We start from the raw sequence: 17,309 nt of genomic DNA on the forward strand, positions 1-17,309 counted from the left end.
TTACATTTCAAAAACTCTGCTTACCAGGCGCATTTCGCCCAGGGGATCACCATAATAAAATGCTGAGGCCTGGCCTTTGCGTAGTGCACGCATCACCTCAATACCTTTGATGGTGGCGTAAGCCGTCTTCATGGATTTAAATCCCAGCGTGGCGCCGATTATCCGTTTCAGTTTGCCATGATCGCATTCAATCACGTTGTTCCGGTACTTAATCTGTCGGTGTTCAACGTCAGACGGGCACCGGCCTTCGCGTTTGAGCAGAGCAAGCGCGCGACCATAGGCGGGCGCTTTATCCGTGTTGATGAATCGCGGGATCTGCCACTTCTTCACGTTGTTGAGGATTTTACCCAGAAACCGGTATGCAGCTTTGCTGTTACGACGGGAGGAGAGATAAAAATCGACAGTGCGGCCCCGGCTGTCGACGGCCCGGTACAGATACGCCCAGCGGCCATTGACCTTCACGTAGGTTTCATCCATGTGCCACGGGCAAAGATCGGAAGGGTTACGCCAGTACCAGCGCAGCCGTTTTTCCATTTCAGGCGCATAACGCTGAACCCAGCGGTAAATCGTGGAGTGATCGACATTCACTCCGCGTTCAGCCAGCATCTCCTGCAGCTCACGGTAACTGATGCCGTATTTGCAGTACCAGCGTACGGCCCACAGAATGATGTCACGCTGAAAATGCCGGCCTTTGAATGGGTTCATGTGCAGCTCCATCAGCAAAAGGGGATGATAAGTTTATCACCACCGACTATTTGCAACAGTGCCCATCAATCGGATTGTCTTTAATTTCCCGAATTGTGGAAATTCCAGCTAAAGGTAAAAAGAAACCAAAATGTTCCGCAAAATTTGAAAAAGCAGAACTGATGGTTTCACCAGAAATCAGATCCTCAGCTTGTAAATCCACACCATCTGTAGCAAGAATAAATTTTGCTTTGGCTTTTTCTGTAGCTTTACTTTCTCGTAATGTACTTAAAGTCTGAGTGACTGAGTCCTGATCACATACAGCAATGTGAATATAATTTCTTTGCAGAATCCCATTTTGAAGATCTGAAGAATTACTTTGACCAGCACGCAGCTTTTTTATTGTAGTTTCTTTATTGCCAAAAGCTCTTAAAAAGTCATAAGCAAACTCTTGAGCATCGAACGGTTTTTCAGCAAGTTCGGAGACGGCTGCTTCAATTTCAACGGCATTCATAGGCTTTAAGTAATATGTGATTAATCTTTGGGAATATTGTAGCATATAAAGAACTTAAGCTATTATTTAACGCCTAATTTTTTGCAAATAATGCAGTTTTTCTTCATATTTTGTATGATGTTTTAAGGCAAGTTGTTTTACAAGAAATTTAAAAGCATCAAAACGTTACATGTAGAGAGCAATCACGTCGCTGTCATCTTCTAATCCATTAAATTCGCCTTGTGGCCCATTCCCATTAACGGTTGGTTCACCTGTTCCAAGTCTCACTGCTCATCAGCGAAACCAGCTTTTCAAACACAAACACCTGTCCGTTTTTCACAAGGTACTGAACACTGGGAATGCCGTCGATGGCACGGAGCATTTTTCTCAGGTTATCCTTACGTACCTGATCACTGAACATTAAGTGGAGTTCGTCGGTCATAATTAGGCTCATCTGAAAAGTTTTTGTAGGCATGATGGAACACCTGAACGTGGTCTAAATTCATCTCAGGCAAAACAACAGACTGTCGCAGCACAGCGCTGAAGTCCTCGCCCAACATCAACATTTTAGGCCCATCAACCGCAGCTTCCAGCTCATTACGTAGTTCTTGGCTGGCTTGTTCGATAGCCATACCAATAATGTTCTTCACCGCGCCTTTAGTTGTCCAACCGTGGTGGATCATCATGATGGCGTAAACTGCGAGGTCTCTCGGGTCACCTTTATCGACATGCCGCAGAAAATCGTTGATGCAAGCCGATTCCCAATCGGGCTTCGTCCACTCGTTTGTCATCCCCCGCTTAAGTTCGGTTGCTCGCATTTTTTCAGCCACAACTTCAGCCGTTTTCAAAACCATAGCCTGGCTGTCCTTATGCAGGTCAGCTGGTAGATTGATAACGAAACTCGTTTTCGGTTTTACGGTGTTATGCATGAAAATCACCTTTGTCGTCAAAGCACTAATTATCCTCCAATGCTTCTCGCTCACGAAATTTGTGACGCATGTAAGCTAATAATCATTGTGCGATGAAGAGGCTATCGTTACTGTAGGTTTTATTTGCAGGGGCAAAATCACTGATGAATAAGAATAGGTAAATAAATTGATACAAGTATTCCAAACACTAGAATCACTGCTCGCCTCATTAACTGCTCTTGAACAGAATGAGTGGATTTATACGAACGTAAAGGAATGGGATAAAAATCCGGATCTCGCTAGTTTTTATTATATCCCTTGGGATTATCTCCAAGAGTTAGATGATGATGAAATTTATCTTGATGATGAAGATCTAGAAATGCCTAAATCACTTGAAAACATGAAGTTACGCGGCTGGATGGTGGTTTGTGATTTGGCGTTGTTTAATGAAAAACAGAAAGAGCTCGATAAAACAAGACAATGGGTAATAGAAGAAATTAATTACTATCGTGGTTATGACGCATATCGATGTTTGATTTAGTTTTTATCAATTTCAATTGTTGTTGAAAGGATATACCCCAAAATGGGAGCGATATAATAAATAGTGGATTCTGAATACAAGATAATTAGCCTCATGGATGTTCTGAGGTTTGGTTATCTAATTATCGGATTAATAGCCCCTTCCTTTGGAAAGGGCTATTAATTAGTCAAACGTATGCTCACAGCTGTTGCAAATATATGTATCTAAAATATATTCATCTACTACTTTTCCGGCTGCCACCCCTACACCAGCACCTGCGACGGCTCCAGTCAAAAAGCCGATAATTCCACCAGCAATAGTACCTACACCAGGTAAAATGGCAGACCCAATAGCTGCGCCAGCAGCAGCAGAGGTAGCACCTCCAGTTGCTGTTGAAACTCCACCAGCAACTACACCGACGGTTCCCGCAACTTTGGTTCCTAGGTTTCTTTTCTGTGTTTTGTCAGATCCGCATTTCGGACATAATTTTGTCAAGTTTGTCTCCCCGCGCTTTTCTATTTAGCTTAAGCATTATACACCCAATAAAAATACAGACATCAATTTTCGGAATTAATGATGATTCATGTCAGCGAGTTTTTAATGGTAATTATCATGGCATTAAAAAAGGATTTAGTAGGTACATCTAAATACTCGGTACAGTGTGATGGCAATAACCATGAAAGCTCCTGAGGAAAGTTGTAAAGTGATCATCCGGTATCAATTTCTATTAACGAAAAAAGCCCGCCGAAGCGGGCTGAGGTGATTTATTTCGTCCCCATTGTTTTTTGATAGAGTTCCCAAGCCTTCGCTTCAGGCAGTTCCGCCAGAATGATGATGTCTTTACCGTTGTGTTCACGGCACCCCGCCAAAAGCGTGGCCTTGTCTTTGGACTTGCTGATATCCACGCCGCTGATACCGTACAGCACGTCATTTTTCACATAGAGCAGTTTCTTTGGAAATTCACGCTTAAAGCGGGTACGTAGTTTTTTCTCGTGTTGCATATCGGATACCAGCAGTTCAATTAAAAACTCCAGATCCATGTCATGTATCATTTTTTTGCCAGTCTTGGGGTCATTGAAATCAGACTCAATCGCGGGGAGGTTCTTAGCAAAGGCTTCAGCTTCTTCCAGTAGCTTACCTTTACCTTCCATCGCATGGATGAAGGTACAGCCACCCGTGCCGCTGTTATAAGAATTGGCAATGACTTCACCGTCCAAGTTAACGTTGGTTTCAAAACACCAGCCTTCGTGACTGTGTGATGAATACACCTTCAAAGAAGTCAGGGTGATACGGGTCTGGCTGATTTGCTGGGACATGGTTTTTCTCCGATTGAGTTATTCGTTTTGTTTACTGCCTGTGAATCCAGTATCACCCCACCTCACCCGCTGACAAATAGCCGAACGTGAAAAAAACATCCTTTTTAGATGATTTTTTCTCAAAAAAAATAGAGGGGATTTTGCATGTGAAATGTTGTTGCAAAAATAAGAGAGAACCCGTACAGGGCTAGCTTTTCTGTTGGTTCAGGTGAATGCTATTTTGAAGTTCGTACACTTCCCATCAATTCATACCCAGTATGATTAGGGGTAACAAAGGCCGTGAATTCGGCCTTTGCTTTTAACAATATCGGCAGCTTAGTTTGCAGCTTTCAACGCGGAGGTTCGCGGCCAGTAATGTCTTGGCTTGGCTTTACCTGTTTTTCCCTGAGGGACGCTTACCACGTAACTGATCTCATCACGCGGATAACCTACCCCTGCGTTTTTAAACAGGTCGGGGAAGCTTTCCCTGTGCTGGTTTGTGAAGTGAGCATGTGGTTTCAATACAGCGACAACCGTTCCGATTTTTTCGCGTTCAAAACCCTGCGCCTGGCTCGTCCAGGTGACTTCATCACCGATCGCGAATTCTTTCTGGCTCATAACTACCTCGATTGAAAGTAAAAAAAAGTATGCGGTGCCGGGGGCCTCCCGGTGAATCAGTCGCATCAGGCTGATCCGCCTCACCGAACCCCAGTGATACATACTTTAGGAACAACTCGTCAGTGTTGTCGTCAATTCACTGTTGATACTGGCCCCTGCGCTTAGCGGGATTCATCGCTGCCGTTTGACTTAGGTATATTCTCTTAGGTGCCGCAGACGACAAAGGAAAAAGGTCAGCAAATCGTTGGCCTTTTCTGTATAGGTGGCATGTTTGGTGGCGGTCGCGGCTCCGTTATCCTGACCTTGTCAATAAATACTGAGGGGGATGCGTCGGACGCACATAGGGCTGGGGGTGTTAACCCCCCCTCCCTCTGTCATTCCGAGCCCATTTCTTGGGCGTTATTGGTCGCCTGATAATAGTCCCTATTTATCCGGGCGAACGTATGGGTTTCGCGGAGCGCTCTCCCCTGGGTGCGGTGGCATCCCTTATTGGCTGGTTTCTGTAACCAGCAGCGATCGCGCCGGGGGCGCTCATCATTTGTTGGGGAACATTTTCGAAAAGCGGCTTGGCAGAAAAAGGATTCAAAGGCACAAAAAAGGAGAGCCTGAGCTCCCCTCTGATTTATTGCTGAATCTGTTATTACATCGAGCCGTAACCGAAAACACCACCAGCTGACAACTGACCACCAATCGTATGGTCATAGACCATCTGGAACATGGTGTCATTCATCTTCTGGACTTCGTTGCTGCAACCGTATCGGTCGTCGTAGGAGTCTTCTTCTTCGCAGTCGTCTGCTTCGTCGTAGTAATAATGAGTTACAGCCAGGTGCTCAATCGCGCTCATGTCTTCTTCCTCAGTGAACCGTATGCCCTGGCGTTCAAATTCGATTTCTTCGAGCTCTTCCTGAGTAAAGAATTCTGGTTGTTCTTCAATATCGACTTGGATATCAGACACAAAACGGATTGAATGTGCCTTTGCCTTACGATTAAGACCGAACAGGTTTTTGATGCTGATTGCCATTTTTGTGCCCTCCAAATCTTTGATTGAGTGTGTTTTTTAACTAAGTTAATTATCTCACACTGGCAGATCTGACGAAGGGAAATGGTCAAAAAACATCTTTTTTTGTACAAAAAAAGAGCCCTGAATACCTCAGAACTCTTATTTTACAGGGACGGTGAATGGGCTTATTTAGGGTTTCGTTTCGCAGCCATAGGGCTGGCTTTCACTGGTAACGAATCCCCTACTCCTACACCCAAAGCGGATCGAACCAGGTTGGCATTAACCTGATGCATGGCGTCGCTTCTGTACGTGACTTGTTGGTGGCAGTTCGCCTGGATTGTAGCGCTTGGGTCGAGGGAGTTACTGACGTGCTCTTTAAATGCTTCGCTATGCATGATGACCTCCTGTGGTTAGAGAGCCTATTATCCCCTGCTGTTATTGGTTAACGAAGTACGATCACCACTCTCGGCGTGTTATCTCGCGGTTCATGGGATAGACGACAACTCACACTGCCATCGAACCTAACGGTTAAGGTTGCGGTATCAGGTTCGCCTTCGGAATTACGTACCGCAACATTCACACGACCATACCCTGGGAGGATAAGGAATATCCGATTAGGGCTTTCGGCCAGTGTAAGACCTCTTTCCTCCAACGCAGATATTGCCATTTTGTATACTGAATCAGTCATCGTGCGGCCAAAGAAAGGGCGATAAGTAACACAATAAAAACACGAGAGAACGGTTCATGCAAGACGTTTAATATTGCACTTGTGACTATATTCAGATTGGTGCAAGTTGATAGTAATCACGTTATGATTACTCTGAAAATAACAATACTTCTATTGGAACAATTATGGACGCATCAACTTTATTGTTTTTTATACCAGCATGCTTCGCACTGAACATGGCGCCAGGCCCTAACAATTTGTTATCAATAAGTAATGCCACACATTACGGGTTCTCATATTCTTGCTTTGGTGGGATTGGGCGTCTTATCGCATTTGCTGGTATGATATTTTTAGCCTCATTGGGCCTTGCGGTAATTTTGCAAACGTCAGCCTTTATTTTTTATGTTATAAAATTTGCTGGTGTTGCATACCTGTTCTGGCTTGCTTATCAATTATGGGTTTCGCCAACAAAATCATTTGCTACTGAAAATGCATTTAATCAAAAATCAATCATCAAGTTGGCAAGGCAAGAATTTTTTGTGGCCGCAGGTAACCCAAAAGCTATACTGATTTTTACTGCTTTTTTACCTCAATTCATCAACCCTTCTAGCTCTGCTGGGGTCCAATTTGTAATTCTGGGTTCTTTATTTTTACTCTTAGAATTTGTAGCGATTATGCTTTATGCGCTACTTGGATTGCACATGAAAAAGCTTCTCACTAGACCTAAGGCAAAGAAAATTTTTAATCGTGCTTGTTCAGGATTGCTAACAGCGGCTGGAATTGGTTTATTATTTTCTCAAAGAGCAAAATAGACATCATCCAAAAAAAAGCCCCTATAGTAGGGGCAAAACACCGTCAGTGCTCTACGCTAACGGTAACGGTCGAGGCATTACCTCGACCCCTTGGGATTGGGTTACTTCAGCGGTTGGACGCCGAACAGGACACCGCAGTAAACCAGGCCGAATACCATTAGGCTGAAGATGACTGCGCTGGTGGCATCATGCATGATTACAGCGTTGATGATTTTGACAGTGTGGGCTTTAAATGCACTGACAGAACGATTACGAACGGCTTGAGCTTTCATACTGACTCCTAATTGCGTATTAGTTTTCATCTCTTGTGCAATTAGTTTCCCCTGCCCCCAACCGCTGACGAAGACGCTACAACCGGGAATTTTCAAAAACAAAATACGGATTTGAAAATGATTATCTACCCGCGCAAATCGTCACGTATGTACCACAGGAGCCGCAGCAATAGTCGTTAATGTAACGCCCGTCATCGGTCCAGTTGTTTGCCCCACATGTACATCGCAGCACCCTTATCTAATCCGCTGGGATCGTCACTGGAGGGAACTCCTGAACATAGGTTCCTCCATCAAAATTGAACGCAACCACCTTAACCGTGTGACGCCGACCAGTGTAGGCTGTATAGCGGAAGTACAGATCGGATGTAGTGATGGTTCCCACACCTTGCTTGAGGGACTCAGGCATAGCAGCTCCTTATAGACATGCCCAGATGATGAACGAGATGGCTATTAACCACATGAAAATGAACCCTGATACACCATCTATGAAAAAGGAAAAAATCATTTTGATTCCATTTTGAAAGGGATGGACATCCTGATTATAGGGGGGTGTACGGCAGTGTCGAAATATGGGAATGAGGTCGCCCATAGGTGAACGACCTGAAAGGTTAACGAGATTTTTTTCTCTGGACGGTGAGCAACGTATATCGGATGCCGCAAGGCTCGCAGTTAGCTTTCACTGAGCCGGAACGGATCTGCTTCAATACGCCACCACACTTTTGACAGGGCACATCACGGACACGCTCTTGCATCCGCTGGTTGATGGCTTCAGTTCGTTGCTCTCGTGCAGGATTGGGCTGTCGCTTTACCGCAGGCATATCGTACCCCAGCGCTTTGGCTACGCGGCGATACTCTTTGCTGATCCATTTACCGTCTGGCTCGTGATGGAGACCGTCTCCCATCATATCCCCCAGGCGGATTAGCTGCCGGTGTAGATCGGCTTTATCACTGGCTTCACTCATCGGTTTTCCCCTGTATAGCCACCAGCTTAACGGACAGTTCGCCAGCGCGCTGAACAGCATCACAATACCGGCCATGCAACTTGGTGTATTTACGGCAGACTGTGCTCAGCGTATCCATAACCTGCGCTTTATCCATCTCACCGACACGGTCCCACAACAACACGATACTTTCTGGGGACGTCTCCTTGTCTTCTTGACGGCGAGCCAGGAGCTCTTCGGCGATGATACGCAGCAACGAATTTTCAGGTTCGTATTTGCAGATATCGATCAGCTGCTCTTCACCCATAACTTCATTTTTCATCGACCTTTCCTTCCGGTTCGGCGTCCAGTGCCGCTTCATAGATGGACAATGCGATCCCGCCGCAGCAACGCGCTTCATTCGCGATTGCCTCACCGATCTCATCGGTCATTTCACGCGGCATGGCCTTGTATTGAGGCGCGGGAACCGCCGCTTTCAATACCACCAGCTTATCCAGGGCGGTGATATCATCGGGCAGCATGTTCGGGCTGTCTTTGAAGATCATGTGCCGACGGTCTTTCGTGACATAGCCAATATGCTCGCATTCCACGTTGATGCGCGGAGCCTGAGCCATCATGGCTGCATAGTCGTCCGGAGGAACCCCTGCCATCACGGCAAACCCCATTTCGTCAGTCTGGCGCTTGGGCGCAAGCATGAACCCTTCCGGCACGGCAAACAACGGAACAGCTGGACGCGCCAATTCAGCACGCGCCTGCCATACACGCCATAACCCGGCAATGAAAGCTTTCTCATCAGCTTCAGTGACTGCACCGCTTTTGTCGGCGGAGTAGTCAGAAGCCAGCATGGCGTTAAAGGCTTGACGTTCGTTAATTTGCCCAGTGCTGTTTAAAGCCGTAGCCTGCAATTGTGCAGTAAGGTCGTGCAGCGCGGTAATGATCTGCTCCACCAGCGTATGGTGCATGACGGTTTCACCACTACTGGTGACCGCAGCACAGCCTTTGATGTGGTTGAGATGAATAGCCAGGCGGGCGATCTCGTCCATACGTTCAACAGAAAGCATTACTCTTCCCCTTGGTCAAACATGATGCGTGAATATTTGGCTGTGGTCGAAACCACCAAATGGCCGTTGCAACGCTGCTCAGAGATGAAGGTCAGGCGCGCCGTATGTTGGTACTGGCTCCCCCGCAGCTCTTCGATGGTGTCTTCAGAAAAGAACATAGCGCGGCCGCAATGCGGGCATTTGCAACCCCATTGACCATCGGCGCGGCCAATACGTGTAACCTCTCGGATTTCTTCGCTTGCCATTGATACCCCCTATAGGTGGAATAAGCCTTCATTATCCGCCTGAGTATTTCTGTGACGAAAAAAAGCCCGACAATGTCGAGCTTTTAAAGGTGTTTTACGCTGAGATTATCAGCGCCAGGTGTAGATGATGGTTTTGCCAACGACCTGCGTTTTGTCCAGCTTAGAGTAGGTTGTTTCTTCTTCAACGCTTTGCAGCCGATCATTTACCTTTTCGACGGGCTTACCTTTCGCAGTTACCAGGTGCGCCGGTTCGACGATTTCCCCTACAAAACGGATCACACCGTCATGAGCGGTTGCCGCAGTAGCAGCAAGCATGAAGATAGAGCCAACGAACAGTTTTTTCAGCATATACAGATCCTCTGTGTTTTGTGGAGAAACTTGTTACTCAGGAGTATCAGTATCACCCTACCCTTCCGGCTGACGAATAATTTGGGCGAAAAAAAGGGGCATTTCTGCCCCAGAGTTTGCTGGTGGTTTTAGCGGGGAGCGAACCCGGCCAGATAGACAATGAAGTCCGGCAGGCTCAGCGAGTTAATCCACTGACTTTCAAGCGCGTGCTTCGTCTGATACAACTCCGCTTCCGCCACCTGCGTGGAGCTCCAGCTAATCAGGTCGGGATGCAGCGCCTTCAGTTCGTCACCGCGCGTTACCAGAATTTGGCTATCCATTCCCAGACCGTAATCAGGGATCCGCTCCGCGCAGTAGTCAATCAGCGCCTGGTCGGCCAACAGGTCCGCACGCGATACGTCCTTACCGTAAAGGTTATCAGGTGGTACCTTCACAACTAAACCATCCAGAAGTCGCTGGATCATGCCGGGGTTAAAGGTCTCGATGAACTCCATATCAGCCTGGCTGATACTGACACACGGGACACCATCAGGGGCACGGAATGCGGAAATGATCTCGCCATCCTAACCAGTAGAGGTGCTGCTTTTTTCTAAGCAGTACATCTGATCTGAATTTTGGGGCAATAACTTTTTTAGTCAATTTCGGCATTTCTTATTGGTTTACGTAGTCCAAATAGGGCGTAACCTATTGATTCTGATGAAGCATCGGTATAAAAAGTTTATTTCGGACAGTTTGTTCTTCTTTGATACCATTCTTCTCAAAAAAATCATTGTATTTAGGTTGAAGCATTACCCAATCCAGCAGTTTCTTGGAAACATCTGAAATGAACTTAGGTTCAAAACTTACATAACCTACGGGGAATGAAATATCACGTTGACCATCTAGTTGTACATGGAATAAACTTGCAACCATTAGGCCTGGAATGATCATGAGTTCCGAATTTTCACCGCCGAATTTAGTTGGTAAATCCATTAGCTCAGCTTCAGATAATTTCCAATAATTATTCCTTAAGGTCATTGATTCTTGATAACTCTTACATGCCATACCTAAAACTACTTTCGACGTTTTCTTTCTTTTATCGAAGAAGTTATAAACTTCATCTATTAATTTGCGTAAATCAGTAGTTTTCCCCCAAGTTTTTGATTCAGTATTAGTTAGCCAAATCAAACCTGAGTTATCTGGTTTATCTTCAAATATTGCCTTAAGTCGGTTAGTTATAATATCTCTATTCCCCTCAGTATATAAATTGCCAATTAGCATAAATGTATCGTCATTTAGTTTAGTCAATCCATTTCTATAATGATTAACTATAGCTTTAATATTGAGTGCTCTAGCATCGTCATCCCAATACTGAATTAGAAATGGATCATTTGTTGCTTCAAGGTATTCGTTAAAGCTTTCATACAAATCCTTTTTAGTATCAACTGGAATAGTAGAGTCCATGAGTGAGAACATTGCTTTATCCTCATCCCATTCATCAACAGTATTTGAAACATATTCCATTTTTAAAATGTTGGGTGATTCGGTATCCACGAAATACTCAACCTCGAGCGGGAGCGTTGAATCAAATCTATCAGACACTTGATTTATTTTATATAGCTCTTTTATCTCTGAAAAAACATCCTCTTTTAATACAAGCTCTCTGAATAAATTGAAATTTGTATCAAAAGCACTTTGGGCTTTATTCAATAAATTCCGGTAGCATTCATCCGGCAAATTGAGTGATAGGCAAAAATCTTGAGAGCCTGAACGTCTTACATCTGTAGATAGCATTCGGAAGCTGTACAACTCAAACTCGACTGGATATGCCTCATCAGTTATTTCAAAAAAGGTAGGCCTCAAATTTCCATCCTCTTCTGTAAACTTACTCATCGCATAGTAAGTTAGTTTTATTTTTCCAGCTTCCCATTCAATCAAATTTTCTTCTTGTAAATCATCAACAATAGCAAGCATTTCTTTGCTCGTGAAACCAAAAAAATCTTGTATCGTCTCCAAACTAGTGGAAGTTAATGAATAAATCAGTCTGATGACAAACTCTTTAACAACTGGTAATTCGCGCTTTTTACTAACAGTATAATCCATAAAAAAAGACTTCATTGGTAAGCCAAAGCAAACCTTGTTTAGTTGGATCTTCATTTTTTAGACTCCAAAAATTGCGAATTTACAACTGAGTACTCGTTACCACTGTGCCCTGAAATATACTTAAATACTCTACCAAAGGCTGATCCTTCATTGTGACTCTGCCACATATACGAATTACCAATTATAAACAACGCTTCCTTAGCCCGAGAAAGTGCTACGTTTGCTCGATTTTCAGAAGAGACATGACCTTGACTGCCACGGGAGTTACTTCTTACTAAAGAAACAATAACAATATCATTCTCTTTCCCTTGATAGCTATCGACCGTATCTACTTTTATGATGCCTTTTTCTAGTAACGTTCGAGCCCATCCAATACCATTAATTTCTCGAATTAAAAGCCTAACTTGTTCACCATACATACAGATAATGCCAATTTTAGGATCTTCATCTTCCACAAGAAGGTTTTCCGCATTCTTATGAGCTATTAATTTACTTAGTAGCTCCAATATTATTTCGGCTTCATACCTATTTACGTAACTTTTCTGGTTTGCATTCTTAGCTGTTGATTTAGATTCAAAAGAGTTACTCTTGGCTTTACTAGTATCAATCCAGGTTACTGGAGTACAAATATCTCCAAAAAGCTCTAGATAAGCTTTTTTCGTACTTCCCCTTCCAGTCTCTAGACCACCTTCTTCTAAGTAAAAGCATTCCGATACTAAATTTCCTATAGCTGGTATCATTCTATATTGTATCTTAAGAAAGCGTCCAACAGTCTTTCCATAGCTAGAAACAAATGCTCTTTCAAAATCACTTCTCTTAAACTCATCAGTACTAACTTTTGGTAAAATTCTTTTAGCGGCCTTTATATGTTCTTCATCAAATAGTGGAGGCAGTTGTTTATGATCCCCAACTAAAAGAACCTTACGACCTACCTGCATTGCGATTGCAAGTTCACTCGCTGGAGATCTAGCGGCTTCATCAATAACAACTAAATCATAAATGTTCTCTTGGACTCCATAATGGTTACGTCCTATCCCAACACAAGTTCCACATACTAAAGTCCGTGTCTTTGATAAAAAGTTTTGAAATTGCGATTGGCTAGAAGCCATAACGCTAAGCCACTCATTTGAAATAGAAATAATATTCTTAAACTTTGATAGCAAATCACCAGAGAAAATTTCATAGCGTCTCGATAATGCTGAATAAATAAACTCTCTATAATGACCTAGCTCTATATCATCTAAATTTAGCTCCATACCCGCTTTACGGGAAAAAAATTCAAGTAATTTTTTATTGAGCCCTTCAATTTGATTCTCCAATGTACCTGCGATTTCCTTATCCTTCATACGCGAAAGCATACGGTCTAATTGCTTACCAAATGATTTTTCAAATTCAGTAGCTACTTTCGTAAACTCTTCATCAATTCCTAATTCTCGTGCGACCCTAGTAATACGTTCCTCATATTCTGCTTTAAACCTATCTCTATAGTGTTCTTGAAGAGCCTTTTCTCCTATATCATCAAGTTGTTCAGAAAGTACATGCTGATCACCAAGGCGGACAATATCTATTTCAGTATCATTTCTTCCAAATAGCGATCTCACTTTCTCAGTTGCATTATTGACAGCCTCATGGGACTGACTTACTAAAAGCACTCTTCTAGCTCCATTAGAAATGCAATAGTGGATGAAAGAGCCGATGAACGCTGTTTTACCAGTGCCGGGAGGACCTTGCAGCAAGCTTACTGGGCCATATTTATACAAACCTTTGAAAGCTTTTCTCTGCTGTTCATTTAATTTGAAGGTCACCTTTCCATTACTATCTAACTCAGTATATGAGTCTAATTCATCATCAGTTGGTTCTGCTTGTTCAGTTGGTTTTACCGCAGCTCCTGGAGAGAAGTAATCTGCAATATTATTAATAATGCTTCTGTTTTTTATCAGATTCTCCGTAGCCAACTTTCTTTTGTTTAAGGATGATGCTGTCAATGCACCTTCAAGAACCAAGGAATCACCTAACTTAATTCTAGCTTTACCCCTAATGTTTATTGCCATTGAATTTGACCCAATATCAACAACTGCCCCTATCTTTCGAAGTTCACCATGCCTCTCTGTATATACAAAAACACGTTCTGTATTAAGGTTAAAGTCTAAAGATGCGCCTTCACTAGTATATTGAAATGTATATTTACCACTTTGCATCTGCGGATCTGTAGATATTTCAACTCGCGGGTTACTTTCGTGTTCGGTTTCAACAAGTGCTTTCCAAACATCTCTAGCATCCGTTACTTTGGAGTCTTTTATGTTCGTTAACGGCGGAGTATTTTGGTTAGAGTTACTTTCCTCCAAGTGTTCAATACTTTTGCAGAGTTCTTGATAAGCTGGACTTTCAAATATTTTATCAAAAAAAGCTTCAGAGGCTTCACCCTCAGATTTGCAAAAATTTATCTCACCACTCAGTTCTAGGATTGATCTTTTTTTATTTTGGATGAAATCATTATGTCTGATCTCATCAAATTTAGATGAAATAATAAATCTCTTTTCTGGATGAATCAGCATACTCAATCGATGTTTCACACCTGTAATTCGTACAGAAACTAAATTTCTATCTTTGCCCTTATTCGTTTCTAAATCTAGGTAATATCTACCATCATCAGACAAAAATTTGCTCTGCATTAATAGAAGGTTTTTATGAAAAATATTAAAAGTATCTATCAGCTTGAGAGGAGGTGGACTAATAATGCTTTCTAACTCATCATGTAGTTTTATAATTTCTTGAATTGATATTTCAGGAAGTTCAAGAAGTTTACTTACATATTTCCCTAAATGAGTTAGCTGCTTTGAAACTGACAATTCACTAATTATCTTCACGATAGCGTAGCGATCTATACTTGCCTTAGATATATTTTCATGGTTATGAGGAGAATAAGTGGGGGTATATCTATTTTCATCTAGTTCGATAATGTCGATAAATACCAAATTAGTATCGTTTATGATTATATTTTCCGGATGAATATCACCATGATGAATCCCAGCCGAATGTAACTCAATTAGTGATGATAGCAGCTGTTTGATCGTTAAAGTAAAGTTGTTAATTGATTGAGACTCAACAAACGTTTTCCAGGTACTACCTTTTACCCACTCAAACTGAAAAAAAGCACAGGTCATTTGTGGGTTTAAGCCATAGTCTATAATTTTAGGAAGGCACTTTATATCTGCACTTTTTCTAATGTCCAGCCTATTAAAAAATGACAGTAGCTGGCTATTTATCCCGCCATCGGCTGACACATCGCTCACCCCAAACCAAGCTTTCAGGCCAAATGAATTATCGATAGCTCTTAAAAAATTGAATGTTCCGTCAACTTTTATTGTACTAGTAGCTCCAAAGTCGACATAGATATTTTTTGATGAATGGTATTTTGCTAATAGACTTAATTTATCTTCACCATCAGACTCAGCTACATTCAATAGTTTATTAAGTTCAGTAAGAGCTTCTCGAAGGTCCTTAAAACGAGCCGCGACTTCTAGCTCTAACCCCCTTTCAAACCATTTCTCGAGTCGTTCACATATGGAATTATCTTTGATTGGTTCCCATAGGTAAATACCATCCATTTTTATAGGAGGCTTACCAAATGCTATATAGTGGCATGCAGCAGTAGCTAAATATACATCTCGAGTAAAATGTGTGCCGTCTGAATCTTCGTATAACTCTTCAGGTGTAGCAATCTGATTGTGCTGAAGAATTTTACGAATATTAGAGACTGTTTTATTTTGCGGATCTGGATACGTTGCGGTCAGGAAATTAGACAATACTACCTTACTAGGGAGGGACACCCAGATACTGTGATTACCAATATCACGGTGAGCCACATCTATATCATGAAGATTCGCAAGACGACTAACAAGAGCTTGAATTAAGTTAATTCTATTTTCTTCAGTAAGTTTTAAACTATTCTTTCTAATAAATGTATCAAGACGCTCTTTTTTGTTTGGCCACTCATACAATTCAACAAAGTCAGAAGATAACTCACTAGGTAAATATTCTAATCGCAAATATGTATCCCTAAGATCTTCATCCTGACTTGCTATATAACCGAGTACATCACTTTCTCTGTGGGCAATTAGCGACCTCTGTTCAGGTGTTCTGGCATGCTCAATGATACAAGGAGAAGTAAAGTCCCAGCGCCGCATTAGTGCTTTATAATTATGATTATCAGAACGTTGACTCAGGTACTCTGCATAAAGTCCATCACGATGCCGGAATTGAGGTTTACCTTGAAGAACATAATTATTGATAGAAAAGTCTTTGGCTTTAAAATCAGCACTATTATTAGAGAAAATCCTATCCCACTGTTTCAGGTTCTTATTAGGCGCATCTTCCTTACGCTTAATCATCCACGACTTATCTTTGAAGTATTGTTTATAAATCTTATCATCACCAATTTTTGAAAATTCTTCTAACGAGAAAACGTACTCTTGTTCGTCAGGAGGAAGATCATCTTTGGTTGCGGTTCCACATAGAACCACACAAAAATCAACCCAAGGTATAAACTTATTGCCCAACCTTTCTTTTAATTTGGTTGAGAGTATCTTTGCAGATCTACGAGACTGATTAACTCCATGTTTTCGATGTTCTTCATTACCATTAGGAAACTGAACTACCCATTGACCGTCCTTCGAAAAAACTCTTCCTGACCACTTTTTAAACTCAACATTTATTATTCTATCGTGAGTGATAATAATTAAGTCACCTTCAAATTCTCCACTTTGTCTACCTCGCATTTCCAAGGATGAATAACCTTTCCAGTTTTGAGGTAGACTAGCTTCAAGTTTTTCATTAGCTTCTCGTTCATAACTGTTAATTCCTAAAGGGTCCAAGCATTTTATTTTCATTATTTTTATTCCTAACTAACCTAAAACATATTGGTTATTGACGTACATAAATCCTGATTTATGATTTTAATTTCTTTGTAAATATGTTATTTCTATTTTCGACCTACGCGTTCTGACTTTCTACAGCCATTGCATTCTCTTTACAAATAATATCAAATAACTATATTGCTGTTTTAATGCTCGGTTGTGACCGATTTCCATCATTTCATCAGGTTTTTATCTTTAAAGTTGTTCCAACGCACATTGCTTTCATTTTATCTAAACATTGACTGGGCACTGGTTTGTCCCATAGTTCAGCGTGTTCAGTATTTTTTAGCTCATTTTAATGTCAGATGAGTAAAAAGTAAGAACTACAAAAATGGGATTGCAATACCACCTGTTCAAAATTTCCCTAAATTTCATCTAGTTGATTGAGTACTTCCCTGTTAACATGGAGTTTCCCATCAATATGATCAGCCAACTAATTTACTTATA

The 17,309-nt window shown here is 42.1% G+C and carries 20 protein-coding genes; 3 read left to right on the forward strand and 17 right to left on the reverse strand.

Annotated elements, in window-relative coordinates:
* The 3 genes from P3L37_RS18795 to P3L37_RS18805 all read right to left on the reverse strand — a co-directional run bounded on the left by P3L37_RS18795 (nucleotide 1) and on the right by P3L37_RS18805 (nucleotide 2,031).
* Nucleotides 1–705, reverse strand: coding sequence for an IS6-like element IS26 family transposase (locus P3L37_RS18795; protein ID WP_001067855.1), 705 nt, complete (start codon nucleotides 703–705; stop codon nucleotides 1–3).
* Between the two features lie 46 nt (nucleotides 706–751).
* Nucleotides 752–1,198, reverse strand: coding sequence for a type IIL restriction-modification enzyme MmeI (locus tag P3L37_RS18800; protein ID WP_316927666.1), 447 nt, complete (start codon nucleotides 1,196–1,198; stop codon nucleotides 752–754).
* A gap of 389 nt (nucleotides 1,199–1,587) precedes the next feature.
* Nucleotides 1,588–2,031: a hypothetical protein gene (locus P3L37_RS18805; protein ID WP_206646171.1), complete on the reverse strand. Its 444-nt coding sequence runs from the start codon at nucleotides 2,029–2,031 to the stop codon at nucleotides 1,588–1,590.
* Nucleotides 2,032–2,272: 241 nt separating this feature from the next.
* Here P3L37_RS18805 and P3L37_RS18810 point away from each other — a divergent pair, with 241 nt between their 5' ends.
* On the forward strand, nucleotides 2,273–2,626 hold the full coding sequence (locus tag P3L37_RS18810; RefSeq protein WP_272667534.1) for a hypothetical protein: 354 nt from the start codon (nucleotides 2,273–2,275) through the stop codon (nucleotides 2,624–2,626).
* Between the two features lie 162 nt (nucleotides 2,627–2,788).
* Here P3L37_RS18810 and P3L37_RS18815 read toward each other — a convergent pair whose 3' ends face one another.
* The 4 genes from P3L37_RS18815 to P3L37_RS18830 form a co-directional block, all read right to left on the reverse strand.
* A complete protein-coding gene (locus P3L37_RS18815; protein WP_042847079.1) occupies nucleotides 2,789–3,100 on the reverse strand; it encodes a hypothetical protein in 312 nt (103 codons plus the stop codon).
* 269 nt (nucleotides 3,101–3,369) lie between these two features.
* The gene (locus P3L37_RS18820) at nucleotides 3,370–3,921 is read right to left on the reverse strand and encodes a hypothetical protein (protein WP_052219365.1); all 552 of its coding nucleotides are present in this window, start codon (nucleotides 3,919–3,921) and stop codon (nucleotides 3,370–3,372) included.
* A gap of 315 nt (nucleotides 3,922–4,236) precedes the next feature.
* Entirely contained in the window at nucleotides 4,237–4,518 is a 282-nt protein-coding gene (locus P3L37_RS18825) for a hypothetical protein (protein WP_196738659.1), read from the reverse strand.
* A gap of 640 nt (nucleotides 4,519–5,158) precedes the next feature.
* Nucleotides 5,159–5,539: a hypothetical protein gene (locus P3L37_RS18830; RefSeq protein WP_042847081.1), complete on the reverse strand. Its 381-nt coding sequence runs from the start codon at nucleotides 5,537–5,539 to the stop codon at nucleotides 5,159–5,161.
* A gap of 266 nt (nucleotides 5,540–5,805) precedes the next feature.
* Between P3L37_RS18830 and P3L37_RS18835 the strand changes: the two genes are divergently transcribed.
* The gene (locus P3L37_RS18835; RefSeq protein ID WP_162762194.1) at nucleotides 5,806–5,964 is read left to right on the forward strand and encodes a hypothetical protein; all 159 of its coding nucleotides are present in this window, start codon (nucleotides 5,806–5,808) and stop codon (nucleotides 5,962–5,964) included.
* Here P3L37_RS18835 and P3L37_RS18840 read toward each other — a convergent pair.
* Nucleotides 5,961–6,206 carry a hypothetical protein gene (locus P3L37_RS18840; protein WP_162762195.1) on the reverse strand — a complete coding sequence of 82 codons (246 nt, stop codon included), beginning with the start codon at nucleotides 6,204–6,206 and terminating at the stop codon, nucleotides 5,961–5,963. The genes P3L37_RS18835 and P3L37_RS18840 overlap by 4 nt on opposite strands.
* 164 nt (nucleotides 6,207–6,370) lie before the next feature.
* On the opposite strand from P3L37_RS18840, the gene P3L37_RS18845 reads away from it, so the two are divergent.
* Entirely contained in the window at nucleotides 6,371–6,997 is a 627-nt protein-coding gene (locus tag P3L37_RS18845; RefSeq protein ID WP_042847085.1) for a LysE family translocator, read from the forward strand.
* A 101-nt stretch (nucleotides 6,998–7,098) separates the two neighbouring features.
* Here P3L37_RS18845 and P3L37_RS18850 read toward each other — a convergent pair whose 3' ends face one another.
* The 9 genes from P3L37_RS18850 to P3L37_RS18890 form a co-directional block, all read right to left on the reverse strand.
* A complete protein-coding gene (locus P3L37_RS18850) occupies nucleotides 7,099–7,269 on the reverse strand; it encodes a hypothetical protein (RefSeq protein WP_162762196.1) in 171 nt (56 codons plus the stop codon).
* Between the two features lie 608 nt (nucleotides 7,270–7,877).
* On the reverse strand, nucleotides 7,878–8,231 hold the full coding sequence (locus P3L37_RS18855) for a hypothetical protein (protein WP_042847090.1): 354 nt from the start codon (nucleotides 8,229–8,231) through the stop codon (nucleotides 7,878–7,880).
* Complete coding sequence (locus P3L37_RS18860) at nucleotides 8,224–8,532, reverse strand: hypothetical protein (RefSeq protein WP_042847092.1); 309 nt, start codon at nucleotides 8,530–8,532, stop codon at nucleotides 8,224–8,226. Before P3L37_RS18860 ends, P3L37_RS18855 begins: the two co-directional genes overlap by 8 nt.
* Nucleotides 8,522–9,271 (reverse strand): hypothetical protein, encoded by a 750-nt coding sequence (locus P3L37_RS18865; protein ID WP_042847093.1) that lies wholly within the window; start codon nucleotides 9,269–9,271, stop codon nucleotides 8,522–8,524. Before P3L37_RS18865 ends, P3L37_RS18860 begins: the two co-directional genes overlap by 11 nt.
* Entirely contained in the window at nucleotides 9,271–9,516 is a 246-nt protein-coding gene (locus tag P3L37_RS18870) for a hypothetical protein (protein ID WP_042847096.1), read from the reverse strand. The genes P3L37_RS18865 and P3L37_RS18870 overlap by 1 nt, the downstream gene beginning before the upstream one ends.
* Before the next feature lie 108 nt (nucleotides 9,517–9,624).
* Nucleotides 9,625–9,864 (reverse strand): hypothetical protein, encoded by a 240-nt coding sequence (locus P3L37_RS18875; protein ID WP_042847098.1) that lies wholly within the window; start codon nucleotides 9,862–9,864, stop codon nucleotides 9,625–9,627.
* A 128-nt stretch (nucleotides 9,865–9,992) separates the two neighbouring features.
* On the reverse strand, nucleotides 9,993–10,358 hold the full coding sequence (locus tag P3L37_RS18880; protein ID WP_042847100.1) for a hypothetical protein: 366 nt from the start codon (nucleotides 10,356–10,358) through the stop codon (nucleotides 9,993–9,995).
* Between the two features lie 190 nt (nucleotides 10,359–10,548).
* Nucleotides 10,549–12,000, reverse strand: a complete 1,452-nt coding sequence (locus tag P3L37_RS18885; protein WP_042847102.1) for a hypothetical protein — start codon at nucleotides 11,998–12,000, stop codon at nucleotides 10,549–10,551.
* Nucleotides 11,997–16,835 carry an AAA domain-containing protein gene (locus P3L37_RS18890; RefSeq protein WP_042847104.1) on the reverse strand — a complete coding sequence of 1,613 codons (4,839 nt, stop codon included), beginning with the start codon at nucleotides 16,833–16,835 and terminating at the stop codon, nucleotides 11,997–11,999. The genes P3L37_RS18885 and P3L37_RS18890 overlap by 4 nt, the downstream gene beginning before the upstream one ends.
* Nucleotides 16,836–17,309 lie beyond the last annotated feature (474 nt).

This window comes from Providencia sp. PROV114 (assembly GCF_032704305.1).
GTDB lineage: Bacteria > Pseudomonadota > Gammaproteobacteria > Enterobacterales > Enterobacteriaceae > Providencia > Providencia rettgeri.